Genomic DNA, 21,547 nt, shown 5'->3' with positions numbered 1-21,547 from the left:
GGCGGGCACCCCGTGCGGGCCGCCGTCGCCGGGGCCTCGTTCGGAGTAACCCGACGGGCCCGCGAACCCCTTCCGCCCTTGACTGGCCGTGTGGATACAGCAGTGAAGCAGCCAACAGCCCCGGCCGCCGACAAGCCTTCCGGAGCCGCCTACCGCAACCTCGCGATGGCCACGATCGGCTTCGCACTCACCTTCTGGGCGTGGAACCTGATCGCGCCCATGTCCGCGGACTACAAGGACCGGCTCGGCCTGAGTTCGTTCCAGCAGTCCCTGCTGGTCGCCGTGCCGGTGCTCGTCGGCTCGCTGGGCCGTATCCCGGTGGGCGCGCTCACCGACAAATTCGGTGCGCGGCTGATGTTCCCGCTGATCTCGGCGCTCACCATCGTGCCCGTGCTGCTGCTGATCCCGGCGAAGGACTCCTACGGCGCGATGCTGGCCGTGGGCTTTCTGCTGGGGCTGGGCGGCACGACGTTCGCGATCGGCATCCCCCTGGTCAACTCGTGGTTCCCGCCCGCCGACCGCGGCCTCGCGCTCGGGGTGTTCGGCATGGGCATGGGGGGCGTCGCCCTGTCCGGCTACTTCACCCCGCGGATCGCCAAGCACGGCGACAACCTGCCGTTCTACGTGGTGGCCGGGGCGCTCGTGGTGTTCGCCGCCCTCGCGGCGCTGCTCATCAACGACCGTCCGGGGCGCCAGGTGCCGACCGACACCCTGGCCCACCGCCTGGGTGCGGCGGGCCGGCTCCGGGTCACCTGGGAGCTGTCCGCGCTGTACGCGATCGGCTTCGGCGGCATCGTCGCGTTCGGCGTCTACCTGCCGACGTATCTGAAGACCTGGTACGAGCTCTCGCCGACCGACGCCGGCACGAAGGCCGCCGGATTCGCCCTGGTCACGGTCATCTTCCGGCCGATCGGTGGCTGGCTCTCGGACCGCATGCACCCGGCGGTCGTCACCTCCGCCGCCCTCGGACTCGCCGCGCTGATGGCGATCGTCCAGGCCTTCGACCCGGAACTGACGCCCGGCGGCACGATCGCGCTGCTCTGCATGGCGGCCGGTCTCGGCACCGCGAGCGGCAGCGTCTTCGCCCTGGTCTCGCAGGTGACACCGCAGGCGAAGGTGGGCAGCGTCACCGGCATCGTCGGCGCGATGGGCGGGCTCGGGGGCTTCGTGCCGCCGCTGGTGATGGGGGCGATCTACAGCGCGAAGGGCTCGTACTCGATCGGCTTCATGCTGCTGTCCGACCTGGCGCTGGCGGGCTGTGTGTACGCGTACGGGCGGATGCGGGGCATCCAGCGGGACGACGCCTGAGACGGCACGGGAATCGCTTCGGCGTTCTAGGGTTCCAGGGTGATGCCACTTCTGCCTGCACTCCAGGACGCGGCCGCCCCGGCGGCCGCCCGCGAAGCCGTCCGGTTCGACGAGATCTCCCTGTCCTACGCACAGTTGGCCGCTGCGGCGAATGCACTCGCGGCCCGGATCGCCGGCGCGCGCCGGGTCGCCGTCTGGGCCACGCCCACTGCGCAGACCGTGGTCGCGGTGGTGGCCGCGCTGCGTGCCGGGGTGCCCGCCGTACCGCTGAACCCGAAGACGGGCGAACGGGAACTGGCACACATCGTCGCCGACAGCGCACCGACGACGGTGCTGGCCTCCGCCTCCGACGTACTGCCGCCCGCGCTGGCGGCCCTGGAACGGCTCGACGTGAGCACGGAGGGCGCTCCGGCTCCCACCGGCGCGCGATTCCCCGAACCCTCCCCCGAGTCCCCCGCCCTGGTCGTGTACACGTCCGGCACCACCGGCCCGCCCAAGGGAGCCGTCCTCCCGCGCCGGGCGATCGCCGCCTCGCTGGACGCACTGGAGGACGCCTGGCAGTGGACCGGCGACGATGTCCTCGTCCACGCCCTGCCGCTGTTCCACGTGCACGGGCTGATCCTCGGCGTCCTCGGCCCGCTGCGCCGGGGCGGCTCGGTGCGCCACCTCGGCCGGTTCTCCACCGAGGGCGTGGCCCGGGAGCTGAGCTCCGGCGGCACGATGCTGTTCGGGGTGCCGACGATGTACCACCGGCTGGCGGACGCGCTGGCGGACCCGGCGGCACCGGACGGCCTCGCGAAGGCCCTCGCAGGCGCCCGGCTGCTGGTTTCCGGGTCGGCCGCGCTGCCCGTCCACGACCACGAACGGATCGCGGCCGCGACCGGCCGCCGGGTCATCGAGCGGTACGGCATGACGGAGACCCTGATGAACACCGGTGTACGGGCCGACGGCGAACCGCGTCCCGGCACGGTCGGCGCCCCCCTGTGCGGTGTGGAACTGCGCCTGGTGGAGGAGGACGGCACCCCGCTCGCGGACCCCGCGTCCATCGGCGAGATCCAGGTGCGCGGCCCGAACCTGTTCACCGAGTACCTGAACCGCCCCGACGCCACCGCCGCGGCACTCACCGCCGACGGCTGGTTCCGCACCGGCGACATGGCCACGCTCGACCCCGACGGCTACGTACGGATCGTGGGCCGCAAGGCCACCGACCTGATCAAGAGCGGCGGCTACAAGATCGGCGCCGGCGAGATCGAGAACGCACTCCTGGACCACCCGGGCGTCCGCGAGGCCGCCGTCACGGGCGAGCCGGACCCGGACCTGGGCGAGCGGGTCGTGGCCTGGGTGGTGGCGGCCGACCCCGCGTCCCCGCCCTCGGCCGCGGCACTCGCGGACCACGTCGCGGCCCAGCTCTCCCCGCACAAGCGCCCCCGCACCGTCCGCTACCTGGACGCACTGCCGCGCAACGACCTGGGCAAGATCATGAAGCGGTCCCTCCATGGCTGACCGGCTGACGGCCCGGGAGGCGATCGCCGCCCTCACCGCCGACTTCACCGAATCCGCCGTACCCACCGGGGACACGGTGGGCGACGGTCCGCTCGACTGGTCCGGCTACGCCGACTCCCGGGCCCGGGCCGCCGCACGCACCGGGGAGCAGGAGTCCGTCGTGCACGGCACCGCCACGGTCGACGGCCGGCCCTGCGTGCTGGTCTCCTTCGAGTTCGGCTTCCTGGGCGGCTCGCTCGGGCAGCGCACCGGCGACAGGCTGGAGGCGGCGTACGAGGAGGCCGCGGCGAGGCGGCTGCCCCTCGTCTCGCTCATCGCGACGGGCGGCAGCCGGATGCAGGAAGGCATGATCGCGCTCACCCAGCTGCACCGGGTGGCCGGGGCCTCGGCCCGGCTGCGCGCGGCCGGTCCGGCGCAGCTCGCGGTCCTGCGTGACCCGACGACCGGCGGCGGCTGGGCGACCCTGGGAGCGGGCGCCGATGTGATCCTGGCACTGCCGGGCGCGCAGGTCGGCTTCGCCGGCTCCCGGGTGCGGCCGGCGGACGCGGACCCGGGCGCCTACACCGCCGAGGGTCAGCTGGCGGCCGGTCAGATCGACGCGGTCGTCCCGCCGGGCGAGCTGCCGGCCGCGGTGGGCCACTGGCTCCGGCTGCTCGCCCACCGCGGCGCCCCGCCCTCCCCCGCACCGGTCCCGGCCGCGCTCTCCCCGGCCGGGCTCCCCCGGTCCGGCTGGGACGCCGTGGTGCGGGCCCGGTCCGCGTCACGGCCGCACGCCGAGGCGTATCTGGCCGCCTACTTCACCCTGCGGCTCCCCCTGAACGGGGACCGCTGCGGGGGCACCGACCCGGGCCTGCTCTGCGGCTTCGGGCTGCACGAGGGGGAGCCGGTCGCGTACGTGGCGCAGTGCGGCACCGCGACCCGCCCGTCCGGCTACCGCGCCGCGGCCCGGGTGATCAGGCTGGCCGACCGGCTCGGGGTCCCGGTCCTCACCCTGGTCGACACCCCTGGCGCGGCCAACGACGCGGAGGCGGAGCGGGCCGGTGCGGGCGCGGCCATCGCCGACGCCTTCGCGGCGATCGCGGAGGCGCGGGTACCTGTCACGACGCTGGTGATCGGCGAGGGCGGCTCGGGCGGAGCGCTGGCCCTGGCAGCGCCGGACAACACCCACGTCACCGCGGACAGCTACTTCTCCGTCATCGCCCCGGAGCTCGCCGCGGCGATCCTCAAGCGCTCCGCGGACCAGGTGCACGCCACGGCCGGCCAGCTGAGGCTGCGCCCGCAGGACCTGGTGGACCTCGGCGTCGCCCGCTCGGTCGTACGGCCGGCCCCGCCGGGGCGCTGAGCCGTGTCCGGCGGGCAGGAGAGGCGCCGGGTGGCTAGCGTGTCAGAGGGGCCAATCACACCTGAGGAGATGACCGGTCATGGCCGCAGAACCGGAGGGCACACCGTGCTGGGCCGACGCGACATTCAGCGACCTCGAAGGGGCGAAGCGCTTCTACGGTGAGGTGCTGGGCTGGACGTACGGCGACTCGCTGCCCGAGTTCGGCAATTACACGCAGGCCTACGTGGACGGCAAAGCGGTCGCGGCCCTGATGCCGCCCGTACCCGGCCAGGAGGTACCCGCCGCCTGGTGTCTGTACCTCGCTTCGCCGGACGCGGCCGCCACCGCCGCCAAGGTCCGTGAGAACGGCGGCACGGTCCTGGTGGAGCCGATGCGGGTCGGTGAGTTCGGGACGATGGTGCTGGCGAGCGACCCGGGCGGAGCCGCCTTCGGCGTGTGGCAGGCGGGCACCCACGAGGGGTTCGGGGCGCGGACGGTGCCCGGCGCCTACAGCTGGGCCGAGATCTTCACCCGGGAGCCGGAGAAGGCGGACGCCTTCTTCCCGGCCGTCTTCGGGTACGGGGTGAAGCGCGTGGAGGACGACGCGGTCGACTTCACGCTGTACGACCTGGGCTCCGACCCGGTCCTCGGCCGGATGAAGATGACGGAGGAGTTCCCGCCCGAGGTGCCGCCGCATCTGAACGTGTACTTCACCGTCGCGGACTGCGACGCCTCGGTGGAGAAGGCGAAGGCACTCGGGGCGGAGCTCCGGTTCGGCCCGATGACCATGCCGTTCGGGCGCTTCGCCGCGCTGACCGACCCCCAGGGCGCCACGTTCTCGCTGATCGACGGCACGACGACCGGGGGCGACATGCCCAAGATCAAGGACGTTTCCTGAGCGGTCGCCCGGCCTCGCCGGATCAGGCTTCGGGTCTGCGCGCGTCGTAGCGCGCGAACCCGGGCCACCGCAGCGCCAGTAGGGCCACCGCGGCCACACACGCGATCCCGCCGCCGGTCACGGCGAGGCCCGGCGAGGCCAGGTCGGCGACGGACCCGGCCACGAAGTCGCCGAGCCGTGGGCCACCCGCCACCACGACGATGAACACGCCCTGCAGCCGCCCCCGCATCTCGTCCGGCACGGCGGCCTGGAGCATGGTGTTGCGGAAGACCATGGACGTGGTGTCGCTCGCGCCGGCGAGCGCCAGGAAGATCAGCCCGAGCCAGAGTTGCCGGGTCAGCCCGAAGACGGCGACGGCGGTGCCCCAGCTCGCGACGGCGAGCAGCACGGCGAGTCCGTGCCGCCGGATCCGTCCCAGCCAGCCGGAGAACACCCCGCCCAGCAGCGCCCCGAGCGCCGGGGCGGCCACCAGCAGGCCGGTGGTCTTCGCGTCGCCCCCGTACCAGAGGACGGCGACGACGGGGAACAGCGCGCGGGGGTGGGCGAGCACCATGGCGCACATGTCGGTGAAGAAGGTCATGCGCAGATTCGGCCGGGTCCCGAGGAACCGCAGCCCGTCCATGACGGAGGCGCGTTTCGTGTCCCCGGCCTTCTCCTCGCCCCGCTCCGGCAGCATCGAGGGCAGCCGCCACATCGCGTACAGGGAGGCCGTGAAGGTGAGCGCGTCGACCCCGTAGGCGGCCCGGTATCCCCACCAGCCGACGATGAGGCCGCCGAGCATCGGCCCGACGAGCATGCCCGTGGTGCCGGTGATGGAGTTCAGCGCGTTGGCGGCGGGCAGCTGCTCGGGCGGCAGCAGCCGGGCGATCATCGAGCTGCGGGCGGGCGAGTTGAGCGCGAAGCAGACGGCCTGGAGGGCCACGACCCCGTACAGCAGCCCGACCTGTTCCACCCCGGCCACCGTGACCGCCACCAGTCCCACCGACAGCACGAACGATCCGAAGGCGCTGACCAGCCCGAGCTTGCGCCGGTCGAGCGTGTCCGCGACCGCTCCGCCGTACAGGCCGAAGACGACCAGCGGCACGAGCGAACAGAATCCGATGAGACCGACGGAGAAGGCTGAGCGGGTGAGGTCGTACACCTGCAGCGAGACGGCGAGCGACGTCATGCCCTGGCCGATCCAGGAGACCGTGTTCCCGAACCAGAGCCGCCGGTAGTCGGGGGAGGTCCGCAGCGGGGTCAGGTCGGCGAGTATGCGGGGGCGGGGTGCGGGTCCGTCGGCCGCGTCCGTCGGTTCGGTCAGGGATTCGGTCACGGAGCATGGTAACGATCCCCGGGCGAACAGCTCCGTTCACCGGGGCGCAGTCGCCCGGAGGCCGCCCACGACTCGGCGCCGAAGGCCCGAAGGCTCGAAAACGCCGAAGCGCCCCGCCTGGTCTACACCAGCTCGGAGCGCTGAATCCCTAGTGGGAACGATTCTGCAGAGACCTGCGAGAGTGGGGCGGGTGGGACTCGAACCCACGGCCGACGGATTATGAGTCCGCTGCTCTAACCGGCTGAGCTACCGCCCCTTTTCGGCGTGGCGCGTACATGTGTGCGCGCCGTCTGCCGCAGCATAGCCGGTCATACGATCTCTCGCTCCGGTTGCCCGGCTACTCATGACCATGAAGACCGCGCTGCTCGCTGCCCGGTTCCGGGTGACGCGAAGTTGACGCGAAAGAGTCACGCCGGTCCCATCGGCATCACGGCAACCAGCTCCTCGCGGACCGGTCCCGGGCACACGAAAAAGGACCCCGTGGGGTCCTCTTCCGTTCCGCTCCCCCGACTGGACTCGAACCAGTAACCCTCCGGTTAACAGCCGAATGCTCTGCCAATTGAGCTACAGGGGATCGCGCTCCCCCGACTGGACTCGAACCAGTAACCTGCCGGTTAACAGCCGGCTGCTCTGCCAATTGAGCTACAGGGGATTGCTGCGTTGCCTCGAACGTACCTGCCTGGCTGCTGCCGGGCGGCGCGCGTTCGCTGCGACACATACATTAGCGCAAGCAGGGGGGTGCTTTGCCAATCGGTATCGCCCGGGGTGATCTCGGGCGTCTGCGGGTAGGCGAGCAGCACACGTCGCACGGAGCGAAGGAAGGGTGGCAGCCATGCGGTACCGGCTCACGTTCATCGCCGGAGTGGCCCTCGGTTACGTGCTCGGCACGCGTGCCGGGCGCGAGCGTTACGAGCAGCTGAAGAAGTCCGCACGCCAGTTCGCCCAGAACCCGGCTGTGCGCAACACCTGCGAGACGGCGGCGCAGAGCGGCCGCCAGTTCGCGGGGAAGGCGTACCACGCGGTCGAGGAGAAGGTCGGCGACAAGGTGCCGGCCTCGGTGGCGGACCGGGTGCGGTCGCTGCGCGGGCGCGGGGCGAACGGCGAGGACGACTGGGGAACGACCAACACCTGAGCCCCCGTCGTCACGTCTGCCGCACCACCGGTCGGGAAACCTCCGGGGGTGCGGCAGAATCCATGTATGGGCATAGTCGCCGGCTTGGACAGTTCATCCGCCTTCACGCACATCGTGGTCTGCGATACGGACACGGGTGCCGTACTGCGTCAGGGATACGCCGCACATCCCGTCGACGCGAAGGCCACCGAGGTCGATCCTCAGGCGTGGCTGCTCTCACTCGGTGAGGCCGCTGCCGGCGGGCTCCTCGAAGGGGTGCAGGCCATCGGTGTGTCGGCGCAGCAGCACGGGCTCGTGCCGCTGGACCATCAGGGCAACCTCGTGCGCCCGGCGCTGCTCGGCAACGACCGGCGGGCGCAGGTCGCCGCGGCCGATCTGATCGACGGGCTGGGCGGGCGGCAGGCGTGGGCCGAGGCGGTCGGGGCGGTGCCGCAGGCCGCGCAGCCCGTGTCGAAGCTGCGCTGGCTGGCGCGGACCGAGCCGGACATGGCGCAGCGGGTCGCTGCCGTACTCCAGCCGCACGACTGGCTGGTGTGGCAGTTGCTGGGGCGGCCGGCCCGGCGGACCACCGACCGGGGGGCCGCTTCGGGCACGGGGTACTGGTCGGCGGGCAGCGAGTCCTACCGGCCGGATCTGGTGGAGCTCGCGCTCGGGCGCCAGGCGGCGCTGCCGGAGGTGCTCGGCCCGTCCGAGGCCGCGGGAACGACGCCCGAGGGCCTGCTGATCTCGGCGGGTACCGGCGAGACGATGGCGGCGGCGTTCGGGCTCGGGGTCGCGGTCGGTGACGCGGTGGTGTCGCTGGGAGCGTCCGGTTCGGTGATGGCGGTGCATCACGAGGCGCTGGCGGACCCGACCGGGATGATCACTTCCTTCGCCGATGCCACCGGGATGCACCTGCCGGTGGTCCACACGTCGAACGCGGTACGGGCGCTGCGCGGCACGGCCGAGATGCTGGGGCTCGACGGGCTGGAGGAGCTGTCGGCGCTGGCTCTGAAGTCGACGCCGGGCTCGTCGGGGCTCGTCCTGCTGCCGTACCTGGAGGGTGAGCGCACCCCGAATCTGCCGCACACCGCCGGAACGCTGAGCGGGCTGCGGCGTGAGTCGATGAAGCCGGAGCATCTGGCACGGGCGGCGTTCGAGGGGATGCTGTGCTCGCTGGCCGACGCGCTGGACGTGCTGCGCGGCCGCGGGGTGGAGGTGCGGCGGGTGTTCCTGCTGGGCGCCGCCGCCGAACTGCCGGCCGTGCAGGGTCTGGCACCCGCACTGCTGGGCACCCAGGTGGTCGTGCCTCAGCCGGCTCAGTACGCGGCGCTGGGTGCGGCCCGGCAGGCGGCCTGGGCACTGGGCGTCTCCCAGGGAGCGCTGGACGAGCGCACTCCCCCGGCGTGGCAGGGTGCCGCGGCTCAGGTGCTGGAGCCGGGCGAGGACCTGCCGGTCGGGCAGGCGGTGCGGCAGCAGTACGTGGCGACTCGGGACCAGATCCACCCGGGGGCGTTCGACACCGCGCGTTGAGGCGACTGCCCTCGGTGACGGGCCCGGCCCCCTGGCGGGGTTCGGGCCCGGAATTGTGGACCCGGTCCGTTTTTTGACCTGGACTTGAATAAAAACGTTCGCTGTCCCGGTGGGCGGTACCCGAAAATGGGTCGACTCCCGACCTCGCCGACTCCGAGAGACACGCGTGCTCATAAAACTCCTGCGGGCCTATCTCGGTCCGTACAAGAAACCGATCGCACTGCTGGTCGTCTTCCAGCTGCTGCAGACCTGCGCCACGCTCTATCTCCCCACCCTCAACGCGGACATCATCGACAACGGTGTCATCCAGGGGGACACGGGCTACATCGTCCAGTACGGCGGCGTCATGATCGTCGTCAGCATCGCCCAGGTGGTCTGCAACATCGGGGCCGTCTACATCGGCGCCCGCACCGCGTCCGCGCTCGGCCGCGACGTGCGCGCTTCGGTCTTCGACCGGGTGCAGTCGTTCTCCGCGCGTGAGCTCGGCCGGTTCGGTGCCCCCTCGCTGATCACCCGTACGACCAACGACGTGCAGCAGGTCCAGATGCTGGCCCTGATGACGTTCACGTTGATGGTGTCGGCGCCGATCATGTGTGTCGGCGGCATCATCATGGCGCTCGGCCAGGACGTACCGCTGTCCGCGGTGCTGCTCGCGGTGGTGCCGGTCCTCGGCATCGCGGTGAGCCTGATCGTGCGGCGGATGCGTCCGCTGTTCCGGACGATGCAGGAGCGGCTCGACACGGTGAACCGGGTGCTGCGCGAGCAGATCACCGGCAACCGGGTCATCCGCGCCTTCGTGCGCGACGGCTACGAGGAGGAGCGCTTCCGGGGCGCCAACACCGAACTGACGGACGTGGCCCTGTCCACGGGGCGGCTGATGGCACTGATGTTCCCGACCGTGATGACGGTCGTGAACGTGTCGTCGATCGCCGTCGTCTGGTTCGGTGCGCACCGGATCGACAGCGGCGGGATGGAGATCGGCGCGCTGACCGCGTTCCTCTCCTATCTGATGCAGATCGTCATGTCGGTGATGATGGCCACCTTCATGTTCATGATGGTGCCGCGTGCCGAGGTGTGCGCCGAGCGCATCCAGGAGGTCCTGGAGACCGACTCCAGCGTGGTGCCGCCGGTGAACCCGGTGCGGGAGCTCACCGTCCAGGGTCATCTGGAGGTGCGCGGTGCGGACTTCCGTTACCCGGGTGCCGAGGAGCCGGTGCTGCGCTCGGTGAACCTGGTGGCGCGGGCCGGTGAGACGACCGCGATCATCGGGTCGACGGGCAGCGGGAAGTCGACGCTGCTCGGTCTCGTACCCCGGCTGTTCGATGTGACGGACGGCCAGGTGCTGGTCGACGGGACGGACGTACGGACGCTGGACCCGGTCCTGCTGGCGAAGACCGTGAGTCTCGTGCCGCAGAAGCCGTATCTGTTCTCCGGGACCGTGGCGACGAATCTGCGGTACGGGAATCCGGACGCGACCGACGAGGAGCTGTGGCACGCGCTGGAGATCGCGCAGGCCAAGGAGTTCGTCGAAGCACTGGAGCACGGGCTCGACGCGCCGATCGCGCAGGGCGGCACCAATGTCTCCGGTGGTCAGCGGCAGCGGCTCTCGATCGCCCGGACACTGGTGCAGCGGCCGGAGATCTACCTCTTCGACGACTCGTTCTCGGCCCTGGACTACGCCACGGACGCGGCGCTGCGCGCGGCACTGCTGCGGGAGACCGAGGGCGCGACGGTGGTGATCGTCGCGCAGCGGGTGTCGACCATCCGTGACGCCGACCGGATCCTGGTGCTGGACGAGGGCCGCGTCGTCGGCTCCGGCAGCCACCACGAACTGATGGACGGCAATGAGACATACAGGGAGATCGTTCTCTCCCAGCTGACGGAAGCGGAGGCCGCGTAATGGCCGGGCCTGGCGGACGCATGATGGCGGGCGGGGCGCCGACCGAGCGGTCCATGGACTTCAAGGGCTCGTCGAAGCGGCTGCTGAAGCGCTTCGCGGCGGAGAAGGCCACCCTCTACGTGATGCTGGTGGCCGTGGCGCTGAGCGTGGCGCTGTCGGTGGTCGGCCCGAAGATCCTCGGCAAGGCCACCGACCTGGTGTTCGCCGGTGTCGTGGGCCGGGGGATGGACCCGGGGACGACCAAGGAACAGGCCGTCGAGGGGCTGCGCCGTAGCAACAGCGGTCTGGCCGACATGCTGTCCAAGGTGGACTTCACCCCGGGGCAGGGCATGGACTTCGACGCGATCGGCCAGGTGCTGCTCGTGGCGCTGGCCGTGTACGTCGGTGCGGGGCTGCTGATGCTGGTGTCGACGCGGCTGTCGATCCGGGTGATCAACCGGGTCGTGTTCCAGCTGCGTGAGGACATCCAGACGAAGCTGGCGCGGCTGCCTCTGTCGTACTTCGACCGGCAGAAGCGCGGCGAGGTGCTGAGCCGGGCGACGAACGACATCGACAACATCTCGCAGACGATGCAGCAGACGATGGGGCAGCTGATCAACTCGCTGCTGACCATCGTCGGCGTGCTCGTGATGATGTTCTGGATCTCGCCGCTGCTGGCGCTGGTCGCCCTGGTGACGGTGCCGCTCTCGGTGGTCGTGGCGACGAAGGTCGGCAAGCGCTCCCAGCCGCAGTTCGTCCAGCAGTGGAAGGTGACGGGTAAGCTCAACGCCCACATCGAGGAGATGTACACCGGGCACACCCTGGTGAAGGTCTTCGGGCGGCAGGACGAGTCGGCGCGGGACTTCGCCGAGCAGAACGAGGCGCTGTACGAGGCCGGGTTCAAGGCACAGTTCAACAGCGGGATCATGCAGCCGCTGATGATGTTCGTGTCGAACCTGAACTATGTGCTGATCGCCGTCGTCGGCGGGCTGCGGGTCGCCTCGGGCGCCCTGTCGATCGGTGATGTGCAGGCCTTCATCCAGTACTCGCGGCAGTTCTCCATGCCGCTGACCCAGGTCGCCTCGATGGCGAACCTGGTCCAGTCCGGGGTGGCTTCGGCGGAGCGGATCTTCGAACTGCTGGACGCCGAGGAACAGGGTGGCGACCCCGCGAAGGGCGAGGGCGAGCACCCCGGGATCCTGCGCGGCAACGTCTCGCTGGAGAACGTCTCGTTCCGCTACGACCCGGAGAAGCCGCTCATCGAGGACCTGTCGCTGAGTGTCGAGCCGGGCCACACGGTCGCGATCGTCGGCCCGACCGGCGCCGGCAAGACGACTCTGGTCAACCTCCTGATGCGGTTCTACGAGGTCACCGGGGGCCGGATCACCCTCGATGGGGCCGACATCGCGAAGATGTCGCGCGACGACCTGCGCTCGGGCATCGGCATGGTCCTCCAGGACACCTGGCTGTTCGGCGGAACCATCGCGGAGAACATCGCCTACGGCGCCTCGGGCGACGTCACCCGTGAACAGATCGAGGAGGCGGCACGAGCGGCCCACGCCGACCGCTTCATCCGCACCCTGCCCGACGGGTACGACACGCGGATCGACGACGAGGGCTCGGGCGTCAGTGCGGGTGAGAAGCAGCTGATCACCATCGCGCGGGCGTTCCTGTCCGACCCGGTGATACTCGTGCTCGACGAAGCGACCAGCTCCGTCGACACCCGGACCGAGGTGCTGATCCAGAAGGCGATGGCGGGCCTCGCGCACGGTCGCACGAGCTTCGTGATCGCGCACCGCCTCTCCACCATCCGGGATGCCGACGTCATCCTGGTGATGGAGAACGGGTCGATCGTCGAACAGGGCACGCACGACGAGCTGCTGGAGGCGCACGGGGCGTACGCCCGGCTGTACGCGGCGCAGTTCGCGCAGGCGGTCGCCGAGGTCGACTGAGGCCTGTCCGGCACGTCGCCGCCCGGCCGGCGGGCGGCGACGTGCCGGACGGTGCACAGAGCCCTACGGCGTTCCGGGCTGCCCGGACCCGCGCGCGTACGCGTCAGTCCAGGTAGCCGCGGAGCTGGTCGGCGAAGGCGTGGTCCCGCAGTTTGCTGAGGGTCTTGGACTCGATCTGCCGGATGCGCTCGCGGGTCACACCGAAGATCCGCCCTATCTCCTCCAGCGTGCGCGGACGCCCGTCGGCCAGCCCGTAGCGCAGCTGGACCACCTTGCGCTCGCGCTCGTTGAGGGTGGAGAGCACTGCCTCCAGATGTTCGCGCAGCAACAGGAAGGCGGCGGACTCCACCGGGGAGGCGGCGTCCCCGTCCTCGATCAGGTCGCCGAGCGAGACGTCGTCCTCCTCGCCGACCGGGGCGTGCAGGGAGACGGGTTCCTGGGCGAGGCGCAGGACCTCGCCGACCCGTTCCGGGGTCAGGTCGAGCTGGGCGGCGACCTCCTCGGGCGTCGGCTCGTAGCCGCGCTCCTGGAGCATCCTGCGCTGGACCCGGACCACGCGGTTGATGAGTTCGACGACGTGGACCGGGACCCTTATGGTCCGCGCCTGGTCGGCGAGGGCACGGGACATGGCCTGCCGGATCCACCAGGTCGCGTACGTCGAGAACTTGTAGCCGCGGGCGTAGTCGAACTTCTCGACCGCCCGGATCAGTCCGAGGTTCCCCTCCTGGACCAGGTCCAGCATCGTCAGCCCGCGGCCGACGTAACGCTTGGCCACGGAGACGACGAGGCGGAGATTGGCCTCGATGAGGCGGCGCTTGGCCATCCGCCCCATCACCACGAGCCGGTCCAGGTCGACGGCCAGCCGGGTGTCGGGGTCCGGGGTGCGGGCCAGGCGTTCCTCGGCGAACAGGCCGGCTTCGACGCGGCGGGCGAGTTCCACCTCGTCGGCGGCGGTGAGGAGCGGGATACGGCCGATCTCGCGCAGATACTGGCGGAAGAGGTCGGACGACGGTCCCCCGGTGTCCGGGCGGCTGCGCGGCTCCGGTGGTTCGGGGAGCTCCGACTCCTCCATGACGGCCTCGCGCGGTTCGGGCGGGTCCGGTGTCGCTTCGGGCGGGTCCTGCGGCGCGGGCGGGGGTGTCGGCGGGTCCACCGCGGCCTCGGGGTGATGCACGGCCCGGGACTGCGCGGGGATGGCCGGGACACGCTCGGTTGTGGTCACGGTCCGGGTCTGCACGGGGGCGACCTCCAGGTGATCGCTGCCGGAACGCGGGGATGGAGGACCACCGTTCGGTGGGCCGGCCGCGCTCCGATGACTCAGGCACCGCCATCAGTGTGGGGTACGACACACAGCCGCCACGAGGGGCGTGCGGGGACTTTCTGAGTTCGTACCGTGACCGGCCGGTTACCGGCGCGGGATCGTCGCCGTGCTGTCAGAGCGCGTCGGCTCCGTGGTTGCGCAGGGACTGGGCGTACTGCTGGAGCACCCATACCTCGTTCTGCGCGGCGGCCAGGTGGTCCGGGGCCACGTTGCTGCCGAGGCGGGTGAGGCTGCCCTGGACGTCGTTGATCCGCCGGTCGACGGCACGCAGGCGGACCTTGACCAGGTGCTCGCCCGCGTACGCCTCGTCGATGGACTTGCCGTGGAAGACCTCGACCGCGAGCTCCGTGACCAGTTTGCGCACCGTGTCGTTGGGGGTCGCGTCGAGCACCTTCACGAGGTACTCGCGGGTCTCGGGGACACCGAGCTCCGCACCCCCCGCCTCCGCGATGCACTGCCGGACCGCGGCGTACGGCGGCGCGGTGAACTCGTCGATCCCGTAGGCGTCGAACGCCGGGGAGACCAGGGCGGGCTTCTGCAGGGCCAGCTTGAGCAACTCCCGCTCGGTGCGGTGGGCCGGGCTGCGGAGGTTGAGCGCCGGGCCGGAGGGGCCGGCGGGCGGCGCCTGGATCTCCTGGCGCCGTGAGCCGCCGCGGGCGGCGGGTGCGGGTCCCCGGTCGCCGCGCCCACGGGCCCATTGGGCGAGCTGGTTGACCCGGTGGACGACGTACTCCTGGTCCAGGATGCCGACGAAGCCGGCGAGCTGGACGGCGACCTCCCGCTGCACGCTGCCCGTCTTGATCTTGGCGACGACCTGGGCCGCCTCGTCGAGCGCGGCGGCGCGGCCCGCCGGGGTCTCCAGGTCGTAGCGGCCGACGATCTGGCGCAGCGCGAACTCGAAGAGCGGGGTCCGCGGTTCGACCAGGTCACGAACGGCCTCGTCCCCCTTGGCGAGGCGCAGGTCGCACGGGTCCATGTTGTCCGGGGCGATCGCGATATAGGTCTCGGCGGCGAACTTCTGGTCGTCCTCGAAGGCGCGCAGGGCGGCCTTCTGGCCGGCCGCGTCCCCGTCGAAGGTGAAGATCACCCGGGCGCTGCCGTTGTCCATGAGGAGGCGGCGCAGGATCTTGATGTGGTCCCCGCCGAACGCCGTGCCACAGGTGGCGATGGCAGTGGTGACCCCGGCGAGATGGCAGGCCATCACGTCCGTGTAGCCCTCGACGACGACGGCCCGGCTGGCCTTGGCGATGTCCTTCTTGGCCAGGTCGATGCCGTACAGCACCTGGGACTTCTTGTAGATCGCGGTCTCGGGGGTGTTCAGGTACTTCGGGCCGTTGTCGTCGTCGCGCAGCTTGCGGGCGCCGAAGCCGACGACTTCGCCCGAGGTGTCGCTGATCGGCCACATCAGCCGGCCACGGAAGCGGTCGATGGGCCCGCGCCTGCCGTCCTGGGAGAGGCCGGAGGCGATCAGTTCCTTGTCGCTGAAGCCCTTGCCGCGCAGATAGCGGGTGAGGTGGTCCCAGCCGGCCGGGCTGTAGCCCACACCGAAGTGGGCTGCCGCCGCCTGGTCGAAGCCGCGCTCGGCGAGGAACTTGCGGCCGATCTCGGCCTCCGGGCCGTCCAGCTGCTCCACATAGAACTGGGCGGCCACCTTGTGCGCCTCGACCAGCCTGATGCGCTCGCCGCGCTGGTGGGAGGGGTTGTACCCGCCCTCCTCGTACCGCAGGGTGATGCCTGCCTTGGCGGCGAGCCGCTCGACGACCTCCGCGAACGTCAGATGGTCGATCTTCTGCACGAAGGCGATCGTGTCGCCGCCCTCCTGGCAGCCGAAGCAGTGGAAGAGACCCTTGCTCGGACTGACCTGGAAGGAGGGGGACTTCTCGTCGTGGAAGGGACACAGGCCCTTGAGGTTTCCACCGCCCGCGTTGCGCAGCTGGAGGTACTCGGAAACGACGGCGTCGATCGGGACCGCGTCCCGGACCGCCTTCACGTCGTCGTCATTGATCCTGCCTGCCACGAGTGAAGTCTACGGGTGGGGTACGACAGCCCACGCCCGGACGCGGGCCTGAGCGTCTGCCGCGGTCCTGTGTGCGGGGTTCCGTGGCGGGGGGTTCCGTCCTCAATCGCCGGACGGGCTTTGGTGCGGGGTCCCCGCGGGGCGCCGTGCCCGGGGGGTGGGGGTGGTGCCCCTCCGGGCAGACTCCTCAAAAATGGCGTGTGCACCCGACGACGCAGCGGTACCCGGGTCGTACGCCATTTTCTGCGGGGACTGCCCTGCACGTCCCCACCCGGCATCACTCGCGTCTGCACCCCGGCGAATCGACTGTCGCAGACGCAGGGCGGCCGGGTTCGGGGGCGTGCAGGGGAGTCCCCGCAGGACGACGAACAGATACCCGGGTCCGCTGCGTACCCGCGGAACGTTCGTCGTCTGAGGAGACGCCCCGGAGGGACCCCGGACCCCCACCCACCGAACAAGGGGCGCAGCCTGCGGGGCACCCGCACCCATCAAGCCCGTCCGGCGATTGAGGACAAGACCCGCACCCCGGAACCCCGCACCCCGCGACGCACCCGCACCCGCACCCGGGAAGGCCGTCGCTCAGATCAAGGACTCCAGGGGCACGGACGGGTCGGCCAGGGCGTCCGGGGCGACCGGCTGGCCGGCCCTGATGAGTTCCTGCACGGTCTCCGTGACGTCCCACACATTCACGTTCATCCCGGCGAGCACCTTGTGGTCCTTCAGCCAGAACGCGATGAACTCGCGCTTGCCCGCGTCGCCGCGGATCACGACCTGGTCGTAACTGCCCGGCGGCGCCCAGCCCGAGTACTCGAGGCCGAGGTCGTACTGGTCGGAGAAGAAGTACGGCACCCGGTCGTAGGCCACGTCCTGGCCGAGCATGGCGCGGGCCGCCGCCGGGCCGCTGTTCAGCGCGTTGGCCCAGTGCTCCACCCGCAGCCGAGTGCCGAGCAGCGGATGGGCCACGTTGGCCACGTCCCCGGCCGCGTAGATGTGCGGGTCACTGGTGCGCAGCGAGGCGTCCACGGCGACGCCGCCGCCCTGCTCACGTGGGGCGATCTCCAGCCCGGCGGCCTCGGCGAGGGCGGCGCGCGGGGCGGCACCGATCGCGGCGAGGACGTCGTGGGCGGGGTGCTCCTCGCCGTCGTCGGTGCGGACGGCGAGGACCATGCCGTCCTGGCCGACGATCTCGGTGAGACGGCCGCCGAAGTGGAAGCGGACGCCGTGGTCGCTGTGCAGGTCGGTGAAGATCTGGCCGAGCTCGGGGCCGATGACCCGGAGGAGCGGCGTCGCCTCCGGCTCGACGACGGTGACCTCGGCCCCGTAGCCGCGGGCCGCGGCGGCGACCTCCAGGCCGATCCAGCCGGCCCCCGCGATCACCAGGTGGCCGTTGTCGCGGCCGAGCGCGGCCAGGACGTTGCGCAGCCGGTCGGCGTGGGCGAGGCGGCGCAGATGGTGGACGCCCGCCAGGTCCGTGCCCGGGATGTCGAGGCGGCGCGGTTCGGCGCCGGTGGCAAGGAGGAGCTTGTCGTAGTGGATGACGGTGCCGTCGCCGAGCTCGACGGAGCGGGCATCGCGGTTGAGTGCGGTGACGGGCTGGCCCAGGTGGAGCTCGATGTCGGCCCCCGCGTACCAGGCGGTCTCGTGGACGAAGACGCTGTCGCGGTCCTCCTTGCCGCCCAGGTAGCCCTTGGAGAGCGGTGGGCGTTCGTACGGATGGTCGCGCTCATCGCCGATCAGGATGACCCGGCCGCTGAAACCCTCCGCACGGAGCGTCTCCGCTGCCTTCGCTCCGGCCAGTCCTCCGCCGACGATGACGAACGTCCGATGTGCGTCGACCACTTGATGCCTCCTCGGTGCTTGCTGCGCGGCGCCAACTGCGAGCGTCCCGCACGCAGCGTGATGGCGAAAGAGGGTGTGACCCGATCAGGTCACGCCCAGTGGTCATATGCCAGTGTGCCGACCGGGGCCCGCACACCGGAAGCAGGGGTGCGCGGGCGGGCTCCCTGCGATGCGGTACGTGCACCAGCAGATCACCTGCGGCTCGCCATCCGTTACCGCCGCGCCCCAGGGCCGCCATGGCGGCCCTCAGCCTCGGCGGGCGGTGAGCGACTGGTGAAGGGAGCGGGCCGAGGCGTCGGTCAGCGCGGCGATCTGGTCGACCAGGACCCGCTTGCGGGCGCGGTCGTCGGGGGCGGCCTCGTACAGCGCGCGCAGCTGCGGCTCCAGGCCCTCGGGGGCGCGGGCGGTCAGGGCGGCGGCCAGTTCGGCGATGACGATCCGCTGGTCGGCGCGGATCGCCTCCTGCTCGGCGCGCTGCATGACGTAGCGGTCGGCGACGGCCTTGAGGACCGCGCACTCGTGGCGCGCCTCGCGGGGGACGACCAGTTCGGCACCGTATCTGCCGAGGCGCCCGGTGCCGTACGCCTGCCGGGTGCTGCTCTCGGCGGCGAGGCAGAACCTCCCGATGAGCTGGCTCGTGGCGTCCTTGAGCCGCGCCTGGGCGACGGCCGAACCGTCGTAGCCGTGCGGCCACCAGTCCTGGCTGATGAGCCGGTCGAGGGCGTCGGACAGCTCCTGGGGATCGGTGTCCGCGGGTACGTACCGTCCGATGGCGACGGCCCAGATCTCCTGGCGTTCCGGTTCGGCGTCGAGGCAGTTGGGGTCGATGTGACCGGCGTGCAGCCCGTCCTCGAAGTCGTGGACCGAGTACGCCACGTCGTCGGACCAGTCCATCACCTGGGCCTCGAAGCACTTGCGGTCCTGTGGGGCGCCCTTGCGGAACCAGTGGAAGACCGGCAGGTCGTCCTCGTACACCCCGAATTTCGGGGAGCCGGGGTCGGTGGGGTGGGCGCCTCGGGGCCAGGGGTACTTGGTGGCGGCGTCCAGCGCGGCGCGGGTGAGGTTGAGCCCGACGCTGACCAGTTCGCCGGTGCGGGTGTCGGGCACGAACCGCTTGGGTTCGAGGCGGGTCAGAAGCCGCAGCGACTGGGCGTTGCCCTCGAAGCCACCGCAGTCGGAGGCGAAGTCGTTGAGTGCCTGCTCGCCGTTGTGCCCGAAGGGCGGGTGGCCCATGTCGTGGGAGAGGCAGGCCGTCTCGACCAGGTCCGGGTCGCAGCCGAGCGCGGCGCCGAGTTCGCGGCCGACCTGGGCGCACTCCAGCGAGTGTGTGAGGCGGGTCCGCGGGCTGGCGTCCCACACGTGGCTGCGGGTGCCCGGGGTGACGACCTGGGTCTTCCCTGCGAGCCTGCGCAGGGCCGCGGAGTGCAGCACCCTGGCGCGGTCACGCTGGAAGGCGGTGCGCCCGGGCCGTTTGTCCGGCTCGGTGTCCCAGCGCTCGGCGTCGGCGACGCCGTAGAGGGCCGCGCCGGGGTCCTGTGCGCCGTGGGCGGTGTCCGTGTCGTGCGCGTTGTCCGTGCCGTCTGTGCCTTCCATGGGCCCGACACTAATCCGCCGGGCTGACAGGAGGGCTCAGGCGGAGGCCAGGAAACGTGTGTTCATCAGGGTTTCGTGCGCCGGTGCGCCGGTTGCCCGTGCCCGGTCGTAGCGGTGGAGCAGCAGGCGTGCCATGGCCGGGTGGGCGCCGAGCGGGTCGGCGGCGATCCAGGTGGCCTCCGCCGCCGCGGCCGAGGCGAAGCGTCCTGGCGCGGTGAAGTACGAGGCGACGGCGACCCGCCGGCGGCCGCGGGCGGCCAGCGCGCGCAGGGCGGCCGGGACGGTGGGCGTCGCGGCGGAGGCGTACGCGGGCACGACGGGCACCCCGCCGAGCCGTTCGCTGAGCAGTTGTGCCGTGCGGCGAGTGCCGGCGGCCGACTCGGGGTCCCGCGAACCGGCGGCGGCCAGGACCACGGCACTGCTGCGGTTCCCGTCGTCCTCGGTCCGCCAGCCGGCCTCGGTGAGCCGGCCGTGGAGCGCCTCGACCAGCAGCGGATGTGGTCCGAGGGGCGCGGCGGTGCGGGTGCGCAGCGCGGCGGCGCCTGCGACGGCCTGCGGGATGTCCTGCTTCACGTGGTAGCCGCGGCCCAGCAGCAGCGGGACGAGGACCGCCTCACCGCTGCCGAGGGCGCCCAGGGTCTGTGGGAGGAGGGGTTCGTTGAGCTCGATGTGGCCGAGCCGGACGTCGAGCCCGGGCCTCAGCTCCCGCACGCGGTCCAGGAGCTCCGTCACCGTGTGCAGCGCCCGCGGGTCCCGGCTGCCGTGCGCGACGGCGACGAGGGCGGGGGCCGCTGGTGTCAGCGGGGTCACGTTGCTGTGCGGGGTGCGGTGCATGGGCCGTCGGGTTCCGTTCAGGGAGACGAGGCTGAGCTGGGTGCCGAGCTGTGCGGCGATGCGGGCCAGCAGTTGCGCGGTGCTGTCGAGAGGCAGGGACTCCTGGGGGCGTTCCGGTGCCGACTCCGTCATGGACCGATGGTGCCGGGCGCACGTTGCCGCGTCGTTGCGCGCCGGTCACAGCCGTTTTCCGCCGTCTCACCGGGAGCCCCTGCCCACTGTCAGACGGCAGGCTCCGGCAGGACCTGCCCGGCGAACAGCCGCTCGATCACGTCGGCGACACCGTCCTCCTCGTTGGTACCGGTGTGCGCCGCCACGGCGGCGAGCACGGACGGGTGGGCGTTGGCCATGGCGTAACCGGTGCCCGCCCAGGCGAGGACGGTGAGGTCGTTGGGCATGTCACCGAAGGCGATGACCTCGGTGGCGTCGATGCCCCGGGCGGCGCAGAGCACTTCCAGGGTGCCGGCCTTGGTGACGCCCTGTGCGCTGATCTCCAGCAGTCCGCGCCCGCCCGAGTGGGTGAGCTGCACCTCGTCGCCCGCGCCCGACCGGGCGGCGGCCAGCAGGGTGTCGGCGTCGATCCGGTCCGACCAGACGAGCAGCTTGGTGACGGGGGCTTCGGTGAGCCAGAGGTCGGCGAGGGAGGGGACCGGGAGTTCGGCGCCGACGTCCTCGGACAGGCGCAGGCGGTAGGCCGGCTCGTAGAACACCTGGTTGCCGGTCTCCAGGGCGAAACCCACCTCGGGCACGGCGGCCGCCAGTGCGGTGGCGACCCGCTGGGCGGTGGCGAGGGAAAGGACGCGGGAGGAGGCGACCGTGCGGGTCGCGATGTCGTACACCAGAGCACCGTTGCTGCACACCGCCGTGCCCGCGAGGCCGGTGGCCTCGGCGAGCCGGTCGACGAACCGGGGAGGTCTGGCGGTGACGATGACGATCTCCGTACCGGCCTCCTCGGCCCTGCGCAGGGCTCGCAGGGTGCGGGGCGAGAGCGTGCCGTCGTTACGCAGGAGGGTGCCGTCGAGATCTGAGGCGATCAGCCGTGGGAGCAACATCGGGCGATGTTACCGGCGGTGGTGGCGGAGAACCGTTTCGGCCGTCTGCTCGTCAACCGGTAGGGGATGGT

General features: G+C 71.5%; 15 protein-coding genes and 3 tRNA genes. 8 read left to right on the top strand and 10 right to left on the bottom strand.

The window, feature by feature from the left end:
• Window positions 1-90 precede the first annotated feature (90 nt).
• From ABZ434_RS07060 to ABZ434_RS07045, 4 genes are all read left to right on the top strand, one after another.
• On the top strand, window positions 91-1,308 hold the full coding sequence (locus ABZ434_RS07060; protein ID WP_359132734.1) for an MFS transporter: 1,218 nt from the start codon (window positions 91-93) through the stop codon (window positions 1,306-1,308).
• A gap of 42 nt (window positions 1,309-1,350) precedes the next feature.
• Window positions 1,351-2,811, top strand: coding sequence for an acyl-CoA synthetase (locus ABZ434_RS07055; RefSeq protein ID WP_359132733.1), 1,461 nt, complete (start codon window positions 1,351-1,353; stop codon window positions 2,809-2,811).
• Window positions 2,804-4,153 (top strand): carboxyl transferase domain-containing protein, encoded by a 1,350-nt coding sequence (locus ABZ434_RS07050; protein WP_359132732.1) that lies wholly within the window; start codon window positions 2,804-2,806, stop codon window positions 4,151-4,153. Before ABZ434_RS07055 ends, ABZ434_RS07050 begins: the two co-directional genes overlap by 8 nt.
• A gap of 79 nt (window positions 4,154-4,232) precedes the next feature.
• A complete protein-coding gene (locus ABZ434_RS07045) occupies window positions 4,233-5,030 on the top strand; it encodes a VOC family protein (RefSeq protein WP_359132730.1) in 798 nt (265 codons plus the stop codon).
• 22 nt (window positions 5,031-5,052) lie between these two features.
• Here the strand turns inward: ABZ434_RS07045 and ABZ434_RS07040 are convergent, their stop codons facing one another.
• The 4 genes from ABZ434_RS07040 to ABZ434_RS07025 form a co-directional block, all read right to left on the bottom strand.
• Window positions 5,053-6,345, bottom strand: coding sequence for an MFS transporter (locus ABZ434_RS07040; RefSeq protein ID WP_359132729.1), 1,293 nt, complete (start codon window positions 6,343-6,345; stop codon window positions 5,053-5,055).
• Window positions 6,346-6,527: 182 nt separating this feature from the next.
• Window positions 6,528-6,601 (bottom strand) — tRNA-Ile (locus ABZ434_RS07035).
• Between the two features lie 245 nt (window positions 6,602-6,846).
• Window positions 6,847-6,919, bottom strand: a tRNA-Asn gene (locus ABZ434_RS07030).
• 5 nt (window positions 6,920-6,924) lie between these two features.
• Window positions 6,925-6,997 (bottom strand) — tRNA-Asn (locus tag ABZ434_RS07025).
• Between the two features lie 180 nt (window positions 6,998-7,177).
• Between ABZ434_RS07025 and ABZ434_RS07020 the strand changes: the two genes are divergently transcribed.
• The 4 genes from ABZ434_RS07020 (at window position 7,178) to ABZ434_RS07005 (ending at window position 12,820) form a co-directional block, all read left to right on the top strand.
• Complete coding sequence (locus ABZ434_RS07020; RefSeq protein WP_148021896.1) at window positions 7,178-7,477, top strand: YtxH domain-containing protein; 300 nt, start codon at window positions 7,178-7,180, stop codon at window positions 7,475-7,477.
• Between the two features lie 66 nt (window positions 7,478-7,543).
• Window positions 7,544-8,989: an FGGY family carbohydrate kinase gene (locus ABZ434_RS07015; protein ID WP_359132727.1), complete on the top strand. Its 1,446-nt coding sequence runs from the start codon at window positions 7,544-7,546 to the stop codon at window positions 8,987-8,989.
• 166 nt (window positions 8,990-9,155) lie between these two features.
• Window positions 9,156-10,889: an ABC transporter ATP-binding protein gene (locus tag ABZ434_RS07010; protein ID WP_359132726.1), complete on the top strand. Its 1,734-nt coding sequence runs from the start codon at window positions 9,156-9,158 to the stop codon at window positions 10,887-10,889.
• Complete coding sequence (locus tag ABZ434_RS07005) at window positions 10,889-12,820, top strand: ABC transporter ATP-binding protein (RefSeq protein ID WP_359132725.1); 1,932 nt, start codon at window positions 10,889-10,891, stop codon at window positions 12,818-12,820. Before ABZ434_RS07010 ends, ABZ434_RS07005 begins: the two co-directional genes overlap by 1 nt.
• Before the next feature lie 103 nt (window positions 12,821-12,923).
• Here ABZ434_RS07005 and ABZ434_RS07000 read toward each other — a convergent pair whose 3' ends face one another.
• From ABZ434_RS07000 to ABZ434_RS06975, 6 genes are all read right to left on the bottom strand, one after another.
• Window positions 12,924-14,057 (bottom strand): RNA polymerase sigma factor, encoded by a 1,134-nt coding sequence (locus tag ABZ434_RS07000; protein ID WP_359132724.1) that lies wholly within the window; start codon window positions 14,055-14,057, stop codon window positions 12,924-12,926.
• Window positions 14,058-14,253: 196 nt separating this feature from the next.
• A complete protein-coding gene (gene dnaG, locus ABZ434_RS06995) occupies window positions 14,254-16,158 on the bottom strand; it encodes a DNA primase (protein WP_359132723.1) in 1,905 nt (634 codons plus the stop codon).
• Window positions 16,159-16,737: 579 nt separating this feature from the next.
• Window positions 16,738-17,997, bottom strand: coding sequence for an FAD-dependent oxidoreductase (locus ABZ434_RS06990; protein WP_359132722.1), 1,260 nt, complete (start codon window positions 17,995-17,997; stop codon window positions 16,738-16,740).
• Between the two features lie 246 nt (window positions 17,998-18,243).
• Window positions 18,244-19,590 carry a deoxyguanosinetriphosphate triphosphohydrolase gene (locus ABZ434_RS06985; protein WP_359132721.1) on the bottom strand — a complete coding sequence of 449 codons (1,347 nt, stop codon included), beginning with the start codon at window positions 19,588-19,590 and terminating at the stop codon, window positions 18,244-18,246.
• A 36-nt stretch (window positions 19,591-19,626) separates the two neighbouring features.
• Entirely contained in the window at window positions 19,627-20,556 is a 930-nt protein-coding gene (locus tag ABZ434_RS06980) for a sirohydrochlorin chelatase (RefSeq protein ID WP_359132720.1), read from the bottom strand.
• Window positions 20,557-20,645: 89 nt separating this feature from the next.
• On the bottom strand, window positions 20,646-21,461 hold the full coding sequence (locus ABZ434_RS06975) for a Cof-type HAD-IIB family hydrolase (RefSeq protein WP_359132908.1): 816 nt from the start codon (window positions 21,459-21,461) through the stop codon (window positions 20,646-20,648).
• Window positions 21,462-21,547 lie beyond the last annotated feature (86 nt).

This window comes from Streptomyces sp. NPDC005761 (assembly GCF_040630635.1).
Classification (GTDB): Bacteria; Actinomycetota; Actinomycetes; order Streptomycetales; family Streptomycetaceae; genus Streptomyces.
This window is presented reverse-complemented; position numbering and strand designations above follow the sequence as displayed.